Raw genomic sequence first — 14,326 nt, forward strand, 5'->3', positions numbered from 1 at the left:
ACGGACCCGAGGCCCACAGCGGATTGACCTCCACCACCAGCCACCGATCCTTCCCGCGATCCCAGGCCACGTCCAACGCGCACACCGACGGGCACTCCGACCCCAGCACCCGCACGGCGTGGCGAGCGAAACGCGGCCGCCTCCTCTGAGCGCTCTGAGCGCAGCGACGGGCTCCACGCCCGCCCCGCCACCCGGTAGGCACTACCGGTCAGCACCTGCCCTTCGCAGACCACGAACCGGTGTTCGTGGTCCAGGTCCAGCAGTTCCCGGCTGTACTGCACCTGCAGCCGCGGGTCGGCCCCGTCAGCCAGCGCAGCCCGGCGGAAGTCGTCCACGTTCCAGACCCCGGCCGGTGCCCCGACCAGCTTCAGCAGCGCCGGTTTGAGGAACATCCGCCCGGCCGGCACCTGGTCCAGCGTGGTGGAGACCACCTGCCGGCCCAGCAGATCAGCGTCGAGGCCGCTGAGCCAGTCCCAGGCCGGCGCGGCCAGCGCCGGCGCCAGCCCGGCCAGCTGCAGCCGGGCGGCGTAGGCGTCAGCCATCCAGAAGGTCAGAGAGTCGAACTCGGCCGCCAACGGCACCTGCCCGGCGTAGGACAGGAACAGGCGACGATCCCCGCGGCCCGGGGCCAGGCGCATCGCCACAGTGGTGGCTTGCGCGATGACGCACAGGGCACGGGACACCCCAGCCACGCTGGCCGATCACCAGGCTGGCCGTCCAGCCGATTGCCGGCTTCCCCGCTGCCCACCGGCGGTACACCCCTCGACCCGCGCGGTCATTCCGCAAAGTGCGTGGTCCTGAGCTGCCGGCAACGACCCGGACATGGTGATGGCCGAGTGGTCAGGATGCGAGAAGCACTTCCTGCTGCCGCGGCCCTAGCGTGCTGGGAGATCGGCCGTTGACGCAGCGGTCGCGCAAGAGACGGGAGCAGTGATGACGTCGACGTCGGAAATGCCCGGGGCCGGCCGGGACGCGGATCTCTCCGAACAGGAACGCGCCGCGATCAAGCAGCGGGCCTCTGAGCTGAAGACCCAATCCCGGCGCGCTCGAACGGTCAACAAAGCGGCCGCCGACGAGGCCGACGTACTTGCCAAGATCGCGCAGATGCCGGCTGACGACCGCGCCTTGGCCGAGCACGTTCACCAGGTCGTCACCCAGGCGGCGCCAGACCTGGCGCCGAAGCTGTACTACGGCCAACCCGGCTACGCCCGAGGAGGAAAAGTCGTGTGCTTCTTCAGAAGCGGGCAGATGGACAAGCTGCGGTACTCCACACTCGGGTTCAGCCCCGAGGCGAAGCTGGACGAGGCCGCAGGCCTGTGGCCAACCTCGTACGCGTTGACGCAGGAGGCGACCGACGAAGTGTGGGAGCAGATCGCGGAACTGGTCGCCAAGACCGCACCCACCTCGCCACTCACCACTGAACCCAGCAGCTCACGAGGCGACGAGCAGCCCTGACAACGACGCCGGATGCGCCGGTCACTGTGTGAGGTACCGCTCATCCCGCGTTTCGCGCCCGTCCGTTCAGCGCAGCACCCGATCAGTTCCCACCGAATCGGCGCTGCTCAGCGGCCTGCGCCAGACGCTGTACTCCACGGTTGCGCCCATCCACCGCGAAACCAGCCAGCGCGGGCAACTGGATCTCGGTGTCATCGCGCAGGTGCACCGACACCGCCACCGTCATGATCGGCGAGGCCGACTCCCGTTCAGCGACCACCACCCCACACACCTGATCTGCGCCCGGGTCAAGGTTGCACGAGCACCCGCACCGGCTTCCCCCGCCGCTCGTGCAGCTGCCGGATCCCGTCCTCGACCTCGTCCAGCCCCACGACCGCGCTGATCGACCCGGACAGGTCGAGTCGGCCGCCCGCCAGCAGCTTCACCAGGGTGCCGATGTCGGAGTTCTGGTACCCGAGGTGCCCCAGCGCCTGCTTGCGGGACAGGTTGAACGACAGGGACGAACCCAGCGAGATCTCCTGCCCGCTCAATCCGACGCCCACGACGCGGCCGCGCGGGGCGAGCATCGCCAGCCCCTGCTCGAACGTAGACGCCAGGCCCACGGCGTCGAACGCGACGTCCAGCAGGTGGCCGTCGGTCGCCTCGGCGATGCGCTCGCGCAACGCCGGGTCTTGCGGGTCGAGGGCCAGGTCCGCCCCCACGGCGAGGGCGCGGTCGCGCACAGCGGGGTCCAGGTCGAAGGCCACGACGGGCACGGCACCGACGAGCCGGGCGAGCTGCACGAGGTGGGTCCCGACCCCGCCGACCCCCCACACGCCGACCGCTTCGCCGGGCCGGACGGCGGCGGTGTGCACGACGGCGCCGAACGGGGTCGAGACGGCGTCGGCGAGCAGGGCGGCCTGGTCGAGCGGAACACTGTCGGGCACGCGGGTCAGGCCGCCGGCCTCGGCGACGGTGTACTCCGCCCACGCGCCGTCGTAGGCGAAGGCCATGAGCAGGATGTCGTCGCAGTTCACGAGGTCGCCGCGGCGGCAGTGGTCGCACCGGCGGCAGGGCCGTCCCGCGGCGGGTATGACGCGATCACCCACGGCCCAGCCCGTCACGCCCTCCCCGAGCGCGGCGACGGTGCCCGACGCCTCGTGGCCCTGCGTGATCGTCTCCGGTCCGCGCAGGTCGCGGAACGAGCCGTCGAGGAGCCCGAGGTCGGAGTGGCAGATGCCGCAGTAGGCGACGTCGACGAGGACCTGCCCGGGGCCGGGTTCGGGCACCGGGACCTCCTCGACCGTCATCGTCCGGGTCGGGACGTGCAGGCGCTGGGCGCGCATGGTGCGCGGCAGCCCTGGGGTGGACGATGGGGTGGACGGTCCGGAGATGGACGGTGGGGTGGGCGGTGCAGCGGTCACGGTCGTCCTCCGGGGTCGGTGGTCTGCCAGAACTCCTCGAGCAGTGCGGCGAACTCCTGCGCCCGCTCGATCTGCGGCATGTGCCCCGTGGCGGGGAACACGTGGGTCCGCGCGTGGGGCAGGGCTCGGCGCGCGGCCCGCAGGTGGGTGACCGGCAGGACCTCGTCCTGCTCGCCCCACACGACGAGGGTGGGCACCGGATTGCAGGCTGCGCCCCGCAGGAGGTCGCGCCGCCAGCGGCTGCGCACCCCGAGGACGGTCCCGAGGGCGCGCGCGGTCTCGTGCATGACGCGGGTGCCGTGCGGGCGGCGGTTCAGCGCGTCCTGACGGGCGACACGGTCGGCCGTCACGAGGTCGCGGTCGTGGAACACCGACCGCAACGTGCGGCGCGCGGACTCCTGGCTCGGGGTGAGCAACCACCGGGCGAGGAACGGGACGGTGATGACGCGCAGGGCCGCGGTGACCTCACGGCCAAAACCCGCGGGGTCGGCCAGCGCGAGGGAACGAACCCGCGCGGGGTGGTCGACGGCGAACTGCAGCGCGACCGCACCGCCGAGGGAGTTCCCGACCACGTGCACGGGTCCGTCCAGGCCGGCCTGCGCGCAGAACGCGGCGACGAACGCCCCGAGCCGCGGGACGGAGGCGGGGACGGGCATCGGGTCGCTGCCACCGAAACCCGCGAGGTCCACGGCCCAGCAGCGGTAGCGGTCGGCGAGCAGTTCCACCTGCTCGTCGAAGTCCTCCAGGCTGCACCCGATGCCGTGCAGGAGCAGGACCGGGTCGCCAGAACCCCGCGCGCAGTACCGGACACGCATCCCGTTGCGCAGCAACAAGCTCTGTGACGGGTGGGAAGTCACGAGAAGTCCAGGGCGCGGTCGTCGACGCGACGGTGCCGCAACGTCCACACGTCGGCGGGGTAGTTCTGCCGCAGTCGCCAGGGAGCGGAGACACCCTGCTGCGGCAGCTGCCCGGCCGCACGGCGCACGTACCCGGACCGCAGGTCGATGAGCGGGCGCCGGCGGGGGTTGCGGGGCGCGCCGGGGGTGACGACGCGGTGGCCGCGTCGTTCCATGAGGGCCAGCAGACGGCACACGTGCTCGGTGACGAGGTCGATCTTGAGCGTCCACGAGGCGTTCGTGTACCCCAGCGCGAAGGCGAAGTTCGGGACGCCCGACAGCATCATCCCCCGGTACACGACGCGGTCGGCCGGGTCCACGGGCCGGCCATCGACCTCCAGATGCATCCCGCCGAGGAACAGCAGGTCCAGACCGGTGGCGGTGACGACGACGTCGGCGGGCAGTTCGGCCCCGGACGCGAGCCGGACGCCGTCCGCGGTGAACGTCTCGATCCCGTCGGTGACCACCGAGGCGGCCCCGGCGCGGACGGCGCGGAACAGGTCCCCGTCCGGCACGAAGCACACCCGCTGATCCCACGGGTCGTACCGGGGGGTGAAGTGGCGGTCGACGTCGAAACCCTGCGGAAGCCTGGCGGTGAGGCGTTCGCGCAGGAAGCGCCGCGCGGCTTCCGGCCGGCGCCGGCTGAACTGGTAGGAGGCGGTGGCCACGGCGACGTGCTTGGCCCGGACCAGCGAGTACGCGAGCCTCGCGGGAACCCTGCCGCGCAACCGGTCCGCGAGGTGGTCGCGTGAGGACAGCGCCAGCACCCAGCTGGGAGAGCGCTGCAGCATCGTCACGTGGGCCGCGTCCGGGGCCAGGTTCGGGACGAGGGTGACGGCGGTCGCGCCGCTGCCGATGACGACCACCCGCCGGCCGGTCACGTCCAGGTCGCCCGGCCAGTGCTGCGGGTGCACCACCCGGCCACCGGCGGCCGTGAACTCCGCGGTGCCCGGGAACTGCGGCGCGTACCCCCGGTCGTAGCGGTAGTACCCCGTGCAGCTCACCAGGAACCCGCACGTCAGCGTCGCGGTCTCCGTCCCCCCGTCGGGGCCGGGACGTTCGACGACCACCGTCCAGCGCCCGTGCGCGGTGCGAAACCGCGCGGAGACGACCCGGTGGTGGTAGCGGATCCGTGCGTCAAGGCCGAACTCCCTCGCGGTGTCCGCGATGTACTGCCGGATCGAGGCGCCGTCGGCGATGGCCTTGCCGCCGGTCCAGGGCCGGAACGAGTACCCCAGGGTGTACATGTCCGAGTCCGACCGCACGCCCGGGTAGCGGAACAGGTCCCACGTGCCGCCCGTGGTACCGCGGGCCTCCAGGACGGCGAAGGTCGCGCCGGGCCGGCGGCGGCGGAGCTGACAGGCGGCTCCCACGCCGGACAGGCCCGCTCCGACGACGAGGACGTCGAAGTGTTCGGTCGCTGCGCCGTTGTCCACGACCGCCAGCGTTCAACACCCTGTCGAGTCTGTCAACACCGTGTCGAAAGGAGTGGTCGGTGGGTACAGTCGGACCGGTGAGCGAGTCCACCGCCGTCGCCCGGGGGCGCCGCACGCCCCGCACCCGCGGGGACGACCGCGAACGCGCCATCCTCGACACCGCCGAACGACTGCTGGGCGACCGGACGTACGCCGACATCTCCGTCGACGACCTCGCGCGGGGAGCGGGCCTGTCCCGGCCGACGTTCTACTTCTACTTCCCCTCCAAGGAGTCCGTGCTCCTGGCCCTGCTGGACCGTGTCGTCGCCGAGGCCCGCGCGCGCCGCGACGACGCCGTGGCCCACCCCGCGCCCGACACCGAGGGCCGCTGGCGGCAGGTGATCAGCGCGATCGCCCAGCCGTTCCGCTCCCACCTGGCCGTGACACGCGCCGCGGCCGAGGCCCGGGCCACGAGTGTCGCGGTCCGCGACGTGTGGAACGGCGTCATGGACCGGTTCGTCACCGAGACAGCCACGCAGATCGAGGCCGAACGCTCCCGCGGGACCGCCCCCGACGGCCCGCCGGCCCGGGACCTGGCGGTCGCCCTGAACTGGATGAACGAGCGCGTGCTGCACTCCGCCTTCGCCGGTGAGCAGCCCTCCCTGGCGGCCGATGACGCCGTGGAGGTGCTGCTCGTCATCTGGTTGCGGACGATCTACGGCACGGGTCCGGCGCCCCGTCGGACGCGGGACCCGCAGGACGGCTGAGCCCAGTCCTTCGCGGTCACCGGCCGGACGTCCTGCAGGCGTTGCCGTGGGTGGCCGGCGGCAGGGGCGGGTCCGGTGCGTCGCGTCGAGCTGTTCGCGCGAGGTCACCTCGTGGCGCCGGACAGTTGCGCCTCGCACGGTCACCACCAGGTCGATCCCGTCGGCCAGGACGCCGGTGAGGCCCACGGTCACGGCAACAACGGAGTCAGTGACGTCGTGGTCATCGCTCTGACGCTGTCGTGGACGTCGACGACCGCCCGGATCTGGCGAAGAGCGAGCCGTTGGTCACGACGCTGCGATCATCACGAATGTGGCGAGACGGGTACTTTGAAGCCGCGGTCCTCCTACGGTGAAGTGTGCACAGTGACCAGAGGTCCAGCCTGAGGCGAGCCGTCCTGATCACGACTGGTGCAGGGCTGCTCATCGCCGCCTGCTCTGGTTCCAGCAACGACGGCTCCTCGCTCGTCACCGAGGGCACCCGCCACAACTCCAGCCCTGCCAACGCCGGCTCCATCACCGTGACCTTGCCCGAGGACCCGGCTGAGCCGTGGTGCCTGCTCGACGGTGATGCTCTGATCGTGTGGCCGAAGGGCAGCACCTATGACGTCGCTGCAGGGGAGGTGCACAGCGAATCCGGACGCCTGCTCGGCAAGGTCGGCGAAAGCGTGGACGGCGGCGGGATGGTCGGTGAGTCGCCTTCCTCGAACACGTTGGACGACGTCGACTGGGCAGGGTGCACTCCCACGGATTCAGTGCTGCACCAGTACGGCTGACGGCGCGCTGTCCTCCTGCTCGAAGCTCTGCAGTACGCGGTCATGCCGCCGTCCACGCGAAAGTCCAGCAGGGAACCGCAAGGTCAGGCCTTCCGGGGAGAGCGGGAGAAGCGCCCCCATCCCGTCGCCGCGGTTCCAGGGGGGCCACCGAGCCGACGGCAGGTCCCGATCTCCCGGATCGCCCCCATCTGCGTGCGCACGGCTGGGGCGCGCCCAGAAGAACGCTGATGCCGCGCTCACCCCGCGAGGTCGGCGACGACCTTCTCGATGCGCCGGATACGCGTCGCCTCGGCCTTGGCCCCCTCCACCGAAGTGACGTGCGCCTTGCGCGCCGAGGGGGACAGCGCGTCGAAGGCAGTCCGCACCCCGGCGCTCTGCAGGGCCTGCGCGAGGTCGGTGGGAACCTGCACCGTGCGCGGGGCGGTGTCCAGGTCCAGCCTCACCTCCAGCTCCTCACCCGCCGCGACGCCGGCAGCGGCGCGGACCTCGGCGCTGACCGGGACCAGCGCGCGGCCTGCCATCACCCCAACGCTGGTCCGGTAGCTGTACCCGGCCAAGGTCACCACGACGGCCGGGCGCTTGCCCCCGCCCAGGGCCTGCAGGACGTCGGCAGGCACCTGCAGCCCGGTGGCGGTCCTGCGGTGCAGTTCGAGGGTGGCGGTGAAGGTGACGCTCATGATGCGACTCCCCGGATCCGTAGCTGGTGTGACGTCGTCGCCAGGCGCAGTGTGACGCCGATTCCGTCCATGAGGGTAGGAAAAGGCCGGCGACTTCAGGCGGGGACCTCAACACGGGTCGTGCGGTCGCGCAACACCAGCAGTGGAACGAACAACACCACCGCGATCAGCACCCCACCACCGACCACCGGCAACCCGTCGTAGTTGACGTAGGCACCAGCCGGCATCGTCACCACCAGACCCAGCATTCCGCCCACCACGATCGGCAAGGCCAGGAGCTGGGGCACCGCGGCGAACAGCCCACCCAGCACGGCCAGCACGAGGGCGGCAACGACGCGACGCCGTCGTGCGGTCCGCCCCGCGATGCCGGTGCCGGTGCCGGTGCCGGTGCCGGTGCCGGTGCCGGTGCTGGTGCTGGTGGCTGCTGCGGCCAGCACCAGCGGCGCGTACGCCAACACCAACACCACCCCCAAAACCCACCCCCCATCACGCACCTGCCACCCCGACCCCGAGCGCTCCAACAGGACCACCAACGCCGCAGCGGGCAGCACCACCCCCAAGACCACGTCCAACGTGCTGCGGGCCAGCAGGACAGCCGCCACCGCCACCACCGCAGCCAGTCCCAGAGCCGTCACCACGTTCGCCATCGCCAGATCTCCCGGCACCCACTCCCGGTAGCGCCGCGACCCCACGCCCTGCGCCACCAGCACCGGCAGGGTCCCCGCGGCCAGGACACCCGCTGCCACCGAAGACCACTGCCCGCCCGTACCGGCTTCCTGGTCCCGGCGTCGCCGGATGCTCACGCGGTGAGCACCCGCGCCCCCTGCGCCGATCACCAGCACCAGAGCACCCGCGGCCAACAGCACCGAGCCACCGTCGAGGACCGGCCCGAGGGCCGCGTTGGCGATCACCATCGCCAGGACCCCACCGAGCCAGCAGGCCAACGCTGCCCGCCGGACGAGCGCGGTGAGCGCCAGCGCCAGGCCCGCAGCGATGAGGATCATCGCGGCCAACCGTGCATCGTGCGCCAGCAACGCCAACTCGTCCTCACCCGGCATCTGGGCGGTGTGCCCAGGTCCCAGCGCACGAGCTTCAGCGGCCTGAACCGCCGTCATGGACGTCGCGGCCAGCGCCCAGGCCACCGCTCCCACGAAGACGGTCCCTGTTGCCACGCAGGCGCTGGCACGGCGGTGAGGAATGGCCATGGCGGCAGTCTGCTGGACCCGGCGGCTAGCGCGCAGGGACTGCGGCAACGTCCGCGTGGTGTTCACCGCAACGTCGACCCGTCACGATGCCTGAAAGCGCCCGCGCCACTCGATGCCGGGGCACGAGCAGCTGGCTGAGGTCGTGGCCGGCTCCACCGAGGACAACCGGGCGCCTTGGGCCTCTCCTGACTGACCTTCCAGTCATTCCGCGGTCCGCGAATCGAGTCCCCTGTGCCCGCGGCGGCCCAGCATGAGCAAGGCTGCAAGTGTGTCCGACGCCAGGCGATTGATCACCTCCATCGACATCAACGAGACGGCAGGAGCAGAGCTCAACAATGATCACCGCACCTCCATCTCGGCGCTGCACGAACTGGAGCTCGCCGATGGACGGCGGCTGACCCTGCTCGATGACCGCGGCTGGTCCTCCAGCGGCCCCAGCAACATCTGGGCCTACGAATCACTGGAGCGCCTGACGGAGACCGCGCGCACGGTGGTCGGGCCCGATGAGCCACCCGAAGGCCGCACTCGCGAGGAAGAGGCGACACTGCACTGGGCCTACCTGGCGAACATCGCCCAGGAGCACGGGGTGAGCATCGAGGCCGGCGAGCTGGCGGCGCTGTCGCACGACGTGGACGTCAGCCCCGCGATCCAAGCACGGCTGACCCGCTGAACTGCGGTGCGGCCCACGTCGCGGTCATCCCGCTGGCCGCGCGGCCGGTCAAGCAGCCAGCAAGCCGTCCCGCACCAGCCTGGGAACCAGGACGTCGTGCAGAGCCGGGGCCAGGACGTCTGGAGCCTGTAGGCCTGCGCCGGTGATCCAGCGGCAGTCGGCCAGCTCAGCGGCCAGCCGAGGCGGCGCGGCGAGCCCGCAGCGGTAGACCGTCATCCGCATGGGCACTGCCTCCAACGCCGCCGGCGCCTGCACCACCAGGTACGGCTGAACATCGACGGCAGTGGTCGACAGTTCCTCCGACAGCTCACGGGCGAGGGTCTGCTCCGGCGACTCCCCGGCGTCGGGTTTGCCGCCGGGCAGGTAGAAAACGTGGGCGGCGGCGGTCTTGCTGACCGTCAGCAACCGCTGATCGACGAGGACGGCTGCTGCCACGACTTCCAAGACCACGACGGGCACGATATAGAGCATCTGCCCGACGCTGGATCATCCCTCCACGCCCGGCCAGGTGCGCGGTCATCCCGTGACCAGGAGGTCGTCGCCCTTGCGGTCTTGACGATGTCCGCCATGTCCTGGTGGCTCATGATCGCGGCAGGCACGATGAACCGATGAGCATGGAAGGCCTGCAAGCAGCAGCCGACCCCGCCGCCGGTGACTGGATCGCCCCGCGCCTGTGCGGCGGCTTTGGCGCGGTCTGCCGCACCGTCCCACGCGGCTACCCCGCCTACGCCCGCGTCCTGCACCCGGTCGAACCCGGGCCCGCGGTCGAGCCGACCACCTGGGCCGGGGTCTGCGCCCGTACCGGCCGCACTCCACACGCCCTCATGCAGTGGGAAGCCATCACCACCCCCGCCCCACCCCCGCGCTCCGGCACAGAGCTTGTCCTGTCCGGCGAAGGCCGCTGGGACGAGGTCCAGGTCCAGCGCGGCACCCTGGCCCCGCAGGCGCTGGGTCCGCTGCTGGACGTCCTGGCGCCCTTCACCGGCGAACAGGGTTGCCACCACGCGCTGTGGGAGGGCTGGGGCTGGCTCACCGGAGCCAGCGCCTTCGTAACCTTCTCCCCCGCCGGCGGCCCGCAGCCGCCGGCACCTGCCCGTGCGGCCACGCCCGACGTGCTGGAGCAAGCCCTGGACGCTTCCCGATTGTTGCTGCCGGGACGGGACTACCTGCTGTTCACCGGTCCGCTGCACGCCGCCCTCGACATGGGAGACCAGGTCACCGACGAGTGGTTTGACCCGCAGTCACCGAACCTGCTGTGGCCGGCGGACCGGTCTTGGTGCCTGGCCAGCGAGATCGACTTCGACTCCACCCTCATCGCCGGTCCGGTTGAGCTGATCGAAGCCGTCTTGGCCGTACCAGCGTTGGAGGCCTGGCCCGTCGGCGAGGACGACGAGCTGTCCGCCTTCGCCGACCATCTCAACGCCTGACCTCAGGCACGGAGCACGTCACGGTCATCCCGCGTCTCGTGCGCAGTGACCGGCTGAGGAGGCATCTGCAACCTTTCCCTGTGTGAGGCGTCTAGAGAGTGTGAGAGCCGACGACGTCACCGCCAGCCCGCGGACGCACGAGCCGATGCCTGGTGATCGCGCTTCGTCGACCCTGGACTGCGACGGCTATCGAGCCCTCTTCGAGCAGCACTTCCGCGCCATGGTCCGCCTGGCCCGGCTGCTGGGCGCCGAACGCGTCGACCACCTGCTGACCGCCGTCCAGCGACTGCCGCACCGGCAACGCCAAGTCCTGATCTTGCGGTACTGGCTGGACCTGCCCATCGCTGAGGTCGCCGCCGCCCTCGACATGCCCTCAGGCACAGCGAAGTCCCTCATCTCCCGCGCCCAGCGCGGCCTGGCCACCGCTTTGGAAGGTCTGGCATGACCACCTCCGACACTGACCGCAACAGCGATGGCAGCACCGCTGGCGACGCGGCTTTGCAGACCGCGCTGGATGCGGTCGCCGCCCGCGCCGCGACTATCCACCAGAGCGCCTCGGCCCAGGACTGGCAGCGCCACCAGCAGCGCCTGACCGCCGCCGCCCGGCGTCGTCGCCGCTCCCGGCTGATCAGCGGCGGTCTGGGCGCGGTCGCCGCCAGCGCGCTCGTGGCCGCCGGGCTGAGCTGGGCGCCGTGGAGTGGTGAGGGCCCCAGCGTGCGGATCGTGCCGGCGGGCCCCACCACCGCAGCGGTCAGCGACGATGATGCGCAGGTGCACCCGGTCGCTCCCGCAGGTGATGGGGAGTTGCCGGACGGAGAGTCGTCGTCGATGTCGTCGATGTTGTTACCCCAGCAGTTCATCGACCTCGCCGACGACTGCGCTCAGCAATTCGTCTCCGCCGGCCCCGGGGGCAGGCGAGGCGGGGGTGGCTACACCACCGTTTTCGCCGCGCGAAGTGCGCTGACCCAGGCGGTGGGAATCCGCGACAACCAAGGCCGCGACTGGTTGTGCTCACACCTGCCCGGTGCGCAGGTCGCCGGGCAGGTGATCTCCGGTGATGGCGGGCCGAAGGCAGTCTCCGAGAGCGTGGCCACCGGCGGACCGGGTGTGGCAGCCGACGGGTCGGTGTTCACGTCCTTCTTCGGATACGCCAGCCCGCAGGTCGCGGCAGTCACCGTGACCACGCCCGACGGTGTCGCCTTCCCCGCCGTCGTCGCCAACGGGATGTGGTGGGCCAGCCCTCGAACTCCTGACCAGGAGGCAGCGGCCGAGATCAGGTGGGAGGCGGTCGATGCCGACGGCGTCGTCATCGCCGGCGGCGGCCCCGCCTGAGCCGCCTGGAAGTTCAGCACCAGATTCACGGTCATCCCGCGGAGGTTGCGCGGTATCGGCGGGGGCGGGCAGCCATCAGGCGCCTCCCCCACGGTCAGGCCTGGGCAGCTGCCGGCAGCAGAAGATCGTCTTGGGCCAGTCGCTGCACCGCCAGCACCGGGTCGACAGGCGTCTGCAACCTCACCGAGCAGGCCATCCCCGCACGCCGACCTCGCCAACTCAACGTGGTGCCAGCGGGACTGGCGTAGCTCACCACGACCAGATGGCCACGCACGTCGACCAGCGTGCAGTCCCCGCTCAGGCGACGGCGGGCCGTCTCCGGCGGCGGCGTCGGCATGTTCGGGCCGAACGACCACGAGATCTGGGTGATCCCCCGGCTCAAGGCCTCGGCCCGGATGAGCCCAAACAACTCGAGACCGTGTGGGACCAGCAGCAGGCGCAGCACGGCAGATCGCTCAGCGACCTGGCGCGGTGAGCGTCCGGCCAGCACATCCGCCGGGATAGGGCTTGCTCGCCGGGCGTTGGCACCGATCCACAGCGGCTGCAGCGCTCGTCCGTCCGCATCGTGCAAGTGCACGGCACCCACCTGAGGAAGTTGCTGCAACACGGCGGAGTCGAGCTCCTCAGCGCGCCGGGGTGGATCCTCCTCAAGGAGAGGGCTGGCGCCCGTGCTGCCTCGGCGCGCACGACGGTGCTCCTGCGGTTGCGGTGGCTGCAGGCTCGACAACAGGTCCTGCACGGCCGCGGGCAGCGGAAGCCGCGTGACGACTCCCAAGGTGGAGGCGGCCGGCTCCCAAGTCTGGTCCATCACCGCTCCGTCCTCGATCAGTCGCGGGGCTGGCGACAGCAGCATGAGCGAGCTGCAGTCCGAGCACCAAACGACCTTCACCTACTTCACGGTCATCCCGCGTGGCGCGCGATCGTCGAGGCGTAGAGAGTTTCGGCGGACTTGTTCGCCTGCTGCTTCCTCGGGGCCTGGGCCGCTGCGATCGCTACCGGACGGTCAACGCGGACACGTCCGCCACCGACACCACGCCTTGTGCTTTCAGCGCCATCGCCGGATCGATGGTGACCAACGCATCGGCTTGCAGCTTGGCCACCGCCAGGTACTCCGCCTCGGCCATGGTCTCCCAGTCCCGCTCAGGCGATGTCCCAGGCCAGGCGATGGGAAACCCGGTCTCCCAGCAGGCGCATCTTCAGCTGGGTCAGCCGGTCGTGGCGGTCCAGCGCTTCTCGTTCGTCCACCTCGGCGCGACGGACCGCTGCAAGCAGCAAGGTCAGCGCCTGGGAGCGGATTCCATTCGGTGCCACCAGCTGGTGGGAGGGGTGGACCGACACCTCGCCGGAGACGATGTGCAGCAGCGTCGGCGCATCCAGCGCGTAACGGCTCATGGCGCCCGACCCTAGCCAGCGCCGGCACCTCACGGCCGACTTTCTCCACGACCGAAGCGCTTGGTCACCAGGACGCCCTCGGACAACGTCGCGGTCATCCCGCGCTGGGCGTGACTTGAGCTGCCAACGTCGGCGCGGTCCTGGCGAAGAGCTCTCCACCAGCAGATCCACCTGATCATCAAACGAGTAGACCCCGGCTCGCCGCACTGAAACCGTCGCCCCATGACACAGACCGCGACTGCGATGGCGCAGGAGTGCATCTTCTGCGCCATCGCACGGCACGAGGCCGAGGCCAGCATGGTGTACGAGGACGAGACCGTCGTGGCCTTCATGGACCGCTACCCCGTCACTCCGGGGCACCTCCTGGTGGTGCCGCGCCGTCACGCGGTGGGCCTGGAAGACCTGGACAAGAGCACGGGTGGTCACGTCTGGGCGGTGGCTCACGACCTGGCCCGCACCTTGCGCCGCTCGTCGTTTCGCCCGGAGGGTATAAACCTCAACGTGTGTGACGGCGAGGCCGCCTTCCAGACGGTCTTCCACTTCCACCTGCACGTCATGCCCCGCTACACCGGAGACGGCTGGCCCGTCGAGAGCCTTCCCAAGACGTTGGACCGGGACAGGCAACGCCTGGACAGCGACGCCTACGAGGTCAGGTCTGTCTCTGCTCGCGGCACGGGCGACTGACCGTCCGGCGCCCGAGGACTCGTTGACCTGTTCGGGGTCCTGCCGCGTCGTGGCTACGTCACGGTCATCCCGCTGGCCAGGAGGCCGTCGACCTCGCGGTCTCGCCGCCGATGTCCGTCCAGTAGGAGGCAGGTCATGCACGGCTCGACGAGCGGTTTAAGGAAGGTCTCCTACTGGCTCCTCCAGCTAAGGCCCGTGCTCGTGGGGATGCCATCGGGCATGCTGGCCCT

At 70.9% G+C, this 14,326-nt stretch carries 19 protein-coding genes; 8 read left to right on the top strand and 11 right to left on the bottom strand.

The genetic code is table 11. The features are described 5' to 3' along the window. A partial coding sequence (locus ACRYR2_RS18935; protein ID WP_432564440.1) for an ATP-grasp domain-containing protein occupies positions 1 to 202 on the bottom strand: 202 nt, incomplete at its 3' end. A 731-nt stretch (positions 203 to 933) separates the two neighbouring features. Here ACRYR2_RS18935 and ACRYR2_RS18940 point away from each other — a divergent pair. Then, positions 934 to 1,455 carry a DUF1801 domain-containing protein gene (locus ACRYR2_RS18940; protein ID WP_432564441.1) on the top strand — a complete coding sequence of 174 codons (522 nt, stop codon included), beginning with the start codon at positions 934 to 936 and terminating at the stop codon, positions 1,453 to 1,455. Between the two features lie 82 nt (positions 1,456 to 1,537). Here ACRYR2_RS18940 and ACRYR2_RS18945 read toward each other — a convergent pair whose 3' ends face one another. From ACRYR2_RS18945 to ACRYR2_RS18960, 4 genes are all read right to left on the bottom strand, one after another. Further along, entirely contained in the window at positions 1,538 to 1,717 is a 180-nt protein-coding gene (locus tag ACRYR2_RS18945; protein WP_432564442.1) for a hypothetical protein, read from the bottom strand. Positions 1,718 to 1,742: 25 nt separating this feature from the next. After that, a complete protein-coding gene (locus tag ACRYR2_RS18950) occupies positions 1,743 to 2,792 on the bottom strand; it encodes a zinc-binding dehydrogenase (RefSeq protein ID WP_432564494.1) in 1,050 nt (349 codons plus the stop codon). A gap of 62 nt (positions 2,793 to 2,854) precedes the next feature. Then, the gene (locus tag ACRYR2_RS18955; RefSeq protein ID WP_432564443.1) at positions 2,855 to 3,715 is read right to left on the bottom strand and encodes an alpha/beta fold hydrolase; all 861 of its coding nucleotides are present in this window, start codon (positions 3,713 to 3,715) and stop codon (positions 2,855 to 2,857) included. After that, positions 3,712 to 5,190, bottom strand: coding sequence for a flavin-containing monooxygenase (locus ACRYR2_RS18960; protein ID WP_432564444.1), 1,479 nt, complete (start codon positions 5,188 to 5,190; stop codon positions 3,712 to 3,714). The genes ACRYR2_RS18955 and ACRYR2_RS18960 overlap by 4 nt, the downstream gene beginning before the upstream one ends. Positions 5,191 to 5,267: 77 nt before the next feature. Between ACRYR2_RS18960 and ACRYR2_RS18965 the strand changes: the two genes are divergently transcribed. Both ACRYR2_RS18965 and ACRYR2_RS18970 read left to right on the top strand, forming a co-directional pair. Beyond that, on the top strand, positions 5,268 to 5,936 hold the full coding sequence (locus ACRYR2_RS18965; RefSeq protein ID WP_432564445.1) for a TetR/AcrR family transcriptional regulator: 669 nt from the start codon (positions 5,268 to 5,270) through the stop codon (positions 5,934 to 5,936). Positions 5,937 to 6,292: 356 nt separating this feature from the next. Then, positions 6,293 to 6,709 (top strand): hypothetical protein, encoded by a 417-nt coding sequence (locus tag ACRYR2_RS18970; protein ID WP_432564446.1) that lies wholly within the window; start codon positions 6,293 to 6,295, stop codon positions 6,707 to 6,709. Between the two features lie 236 nt (positions 6,710 to 6,945). Here ACRYR2_RS18970 and ACRYR2_RS18975 read toward each other — a convergent pair whose 3' ends face one another. Beyond that, positions 6,946 to 7,386: a YdeI/OmpD-associated family protein gene (locus ACRYR2_RS18975; protein ID WP_432564447.1), complete on the bottom strand. Its 441-nt coding sequence runs from the start codon at positions 7,384 to 7,386 to the stop codon at positions 6,946 to 6,948. Positions 7,387 to 7,481: 95 nt separating this feature from the next. After that, positions 7,482 to 8,657, bottom strand: a complete 1,176-nt coding sequence (locus tag ACRYR2_RS18980; RefSeq protein ID WP_432564448.1) for a hypothetical protein — start codon at positions 8,655 to 8,657, stop codon at positions 7,482 to 7,484. A 202-nt stretch (positions 8,658 to 8,859) separates the two neighbouring features. Here ACRYR2_RS18980 and ACRYR2_RS18985 point away from each other — a divergent pair, with 202 nt between their 5' ends. Next, complete coding sequence (locus tag ACRYR2_RS18985; protein WP_432564449.1) at positions 8,860 to 9,261, top strand: hypothetical protein; 402 nt, start codon at positions 8,860 to 8,862, stop codon at positions 9,259 to 9,261. A 48-nt stretch (positions 9,262 to 9,309) separates the two neighbouring features. On the opposite strand, the gene ACRYR2_RS18990 is transcribed toward ACRYR2_RS18985, so the two are convergent. Further along, complete coding sequence (locus tag ACRYR2_RS18990) at positions 9,310 to 9,732, bottom strand: NUDIX hydrolase (protein WP_432564450.1); 423 nt, start codon at positions 9,730 to 9,732, stop codon at positions 9,310 to 9,312. A gap of 137 nt (positions 9,733 to 9,869) precedes the next feature. Here ACRYR2_RS18990 and ACRYR2_RS18995 point away from each other — a divergent pair, with 137 nt between their 5' ends. The 3 genes from ACRYR2_RS18995 (at position 9,870) to ACRYR2_RS19005 (ending at position 12,020) form a co-directional block, all read left to right on the top strand. Next, positions 9,870 to 10,688, top strand: coding sequence for a hypothetical protein (locus ACRYR2_RS18995; protein WP_432564451.1), 819 nt, complete (start codon positions 9,870 to 9,872; stop codon positions 10,686 to 10,688). Positions 10,689 to 10,833: 145 nt separating this feature from the next. Continuing rightward, positions 10,834 to 11,133, top strand: coding sequence for an RNA polymerase sigma factor (locus ACRYR2_RS19000; protein WP_432564452.1), 300 nt, complete (start codon positions 10,834 to 10,836; stop codon positions 11,131 to 11,133). Next, a complete protein-coding gene (locus ACRYR2_RS19005; RefSeq protein ID WP_432564453.1) occupies positions 11,130 to 12,020 on the top strand; it encodes a hypothetical protein in 891 nt (296 codons plus the stop codon). The genes ACRYR2_RS19000 and ACRYR2_RS19005 overlap by 4 nt, the downstream gene beginning before the upstream one ends. Positions 12,021 to 12,114: 94 nt before the next feature. Here ACRYR2_RS19005 and ACRYR2_RS19010 read toward each other — a convergent pair whose 3' ends face one another. The 3 genes from ACRYR2_RS19010 to ACRYR2_RS19020 all read right to left on the bottom strand — a co-directional run bounded on the left by ACRYR2_RS19010 (position 12,115) and on the right by ACRYR2_RS19020 (position 13,412). Then, the gene (locus tag ACRYR2_RS19010) at positions 12,115 to 12,909 is read right to left on the bottom strand and encodes a hypothetical protein (RefSeq protein WP_432564454.1); all 795 of its coding nucleotides are present in this window, start codon (positions 12,907 to 12,909) and stop codon (positions 12,115 to 12,117) included. Positions 12,910 to 13,012: 103 nt separating this feature from the next. After that, positions 13,013 to 13,144 (bottom strand): hypothetical protein, encoded by a 132-nt coding sequence (locus tag ACRYR2_RS19015; protein ID WP_432564455.1) that lies wholly within the window; start codon positions 13,142 to 13,144, stop codon positions 13,013 to 13,015. A gap of 16 nt (positions 13,145 to 13,160) precedes the next feature. Next, positions 13,161 to 13,412: a hypothetical protein gene (locus ACRYR2_RS19020; RefSeq protein WP_432564456.1), complete on the bottom strand. Its 252-nt coding sequence runs from the start codon at positions 13,410 to 13,412 to the stop codon at positions 13,161 to 13,163. Between the two features lie 222 nt (positions 13,413 to 13,634). Between ACRYR2_RS19020 and ACRYR2_RS19025 the strand changes: the two genes are divergently transcribed. Next, complete coding sequence (locus ACRYR2_RS19025) at positions 13,635 to 14,096, top strand: HIT family protein (protein ID WP_432564457.1); 462 nt, start codon at positions 13,635 to 13,637, stop codon at positions 14,094 to 14,096. Positions 14,097 to 14,326: the final 230 nt, after the last annotated feature.

Source organism: Kineococcus deserti, from assembly GCF_050871945.1.
In the GTDB taxonomy this organism is placed as follows: Bacteria; Actinomycetota; Actinomycetes; order Actinomycetales; family Kineococcaceae; genus Kineococcus.

Coding starts and splice junctions, on each gene's coding strand:
- ACRYR2_RS18940 (WP_432564441.1), top strand. CDS start 934: ATGACGTCGACGTCGGAAATGCCCGGGGCCGGCCGGGACGCGGATCTC.
- ACRYR2_RS18975 (WP_432564447.1), bottom strand. CDS start 7,386: ATGAGCGTCACCTTCACCGCCACCCTCGAACTGCACCGCAGGACCGCC.
- ACRYR2_RS18990 (WP_432564450.1), bottom strand. CDS start 9,732: ATGCTCTATATCGTGCCCGTCGTGGTCTTGGAAGTCGTGGCAGCAGCC.
- ACRYR2_RS18995 (WP_432564451.1), top strand. CDS start 9,870: ATGAGCATGGAAGGCCTGCAAGCAGCAGCCGACCCCGCCGCCGGTGAC.
- ACRYR2_RS19000 (WP_432564452.1), top strand. CDS start 10,834: ATGCCTGGTGATCGCGCTTCGTCGACCCTGGACTGCGACGGCTATCGA.
- ACRYR2_RS19005 (WP_432564453.1), top strand. CDS start 11,130: ATGACCACCTCCGACACTGACCGCAACAGCGATGGCAGCACCGCTGGC.
- ACRYR2_RS19015 (WP_432564455.1), bottom strand. CDS start 13,144: ATGGCCGAGGCGGAGTACCTGGCGGTGGCCAAGCTGCAAGCCGATGCG.
- ACRYR2_RS19020 (WP_432564456.1), bottom strand. CDS start 13,412: ATGAGCCGTTACGCGCTGGATGCGCCGACGCTGCTGCACATCGTCTCC.
- ACRYR2_RS19025 (WP_432564457.1), top strand. CDS start 13,635: ATGACACAGACCGCGACTGCGATGGCGCAGGAGTGCATCTTCTGCGCC.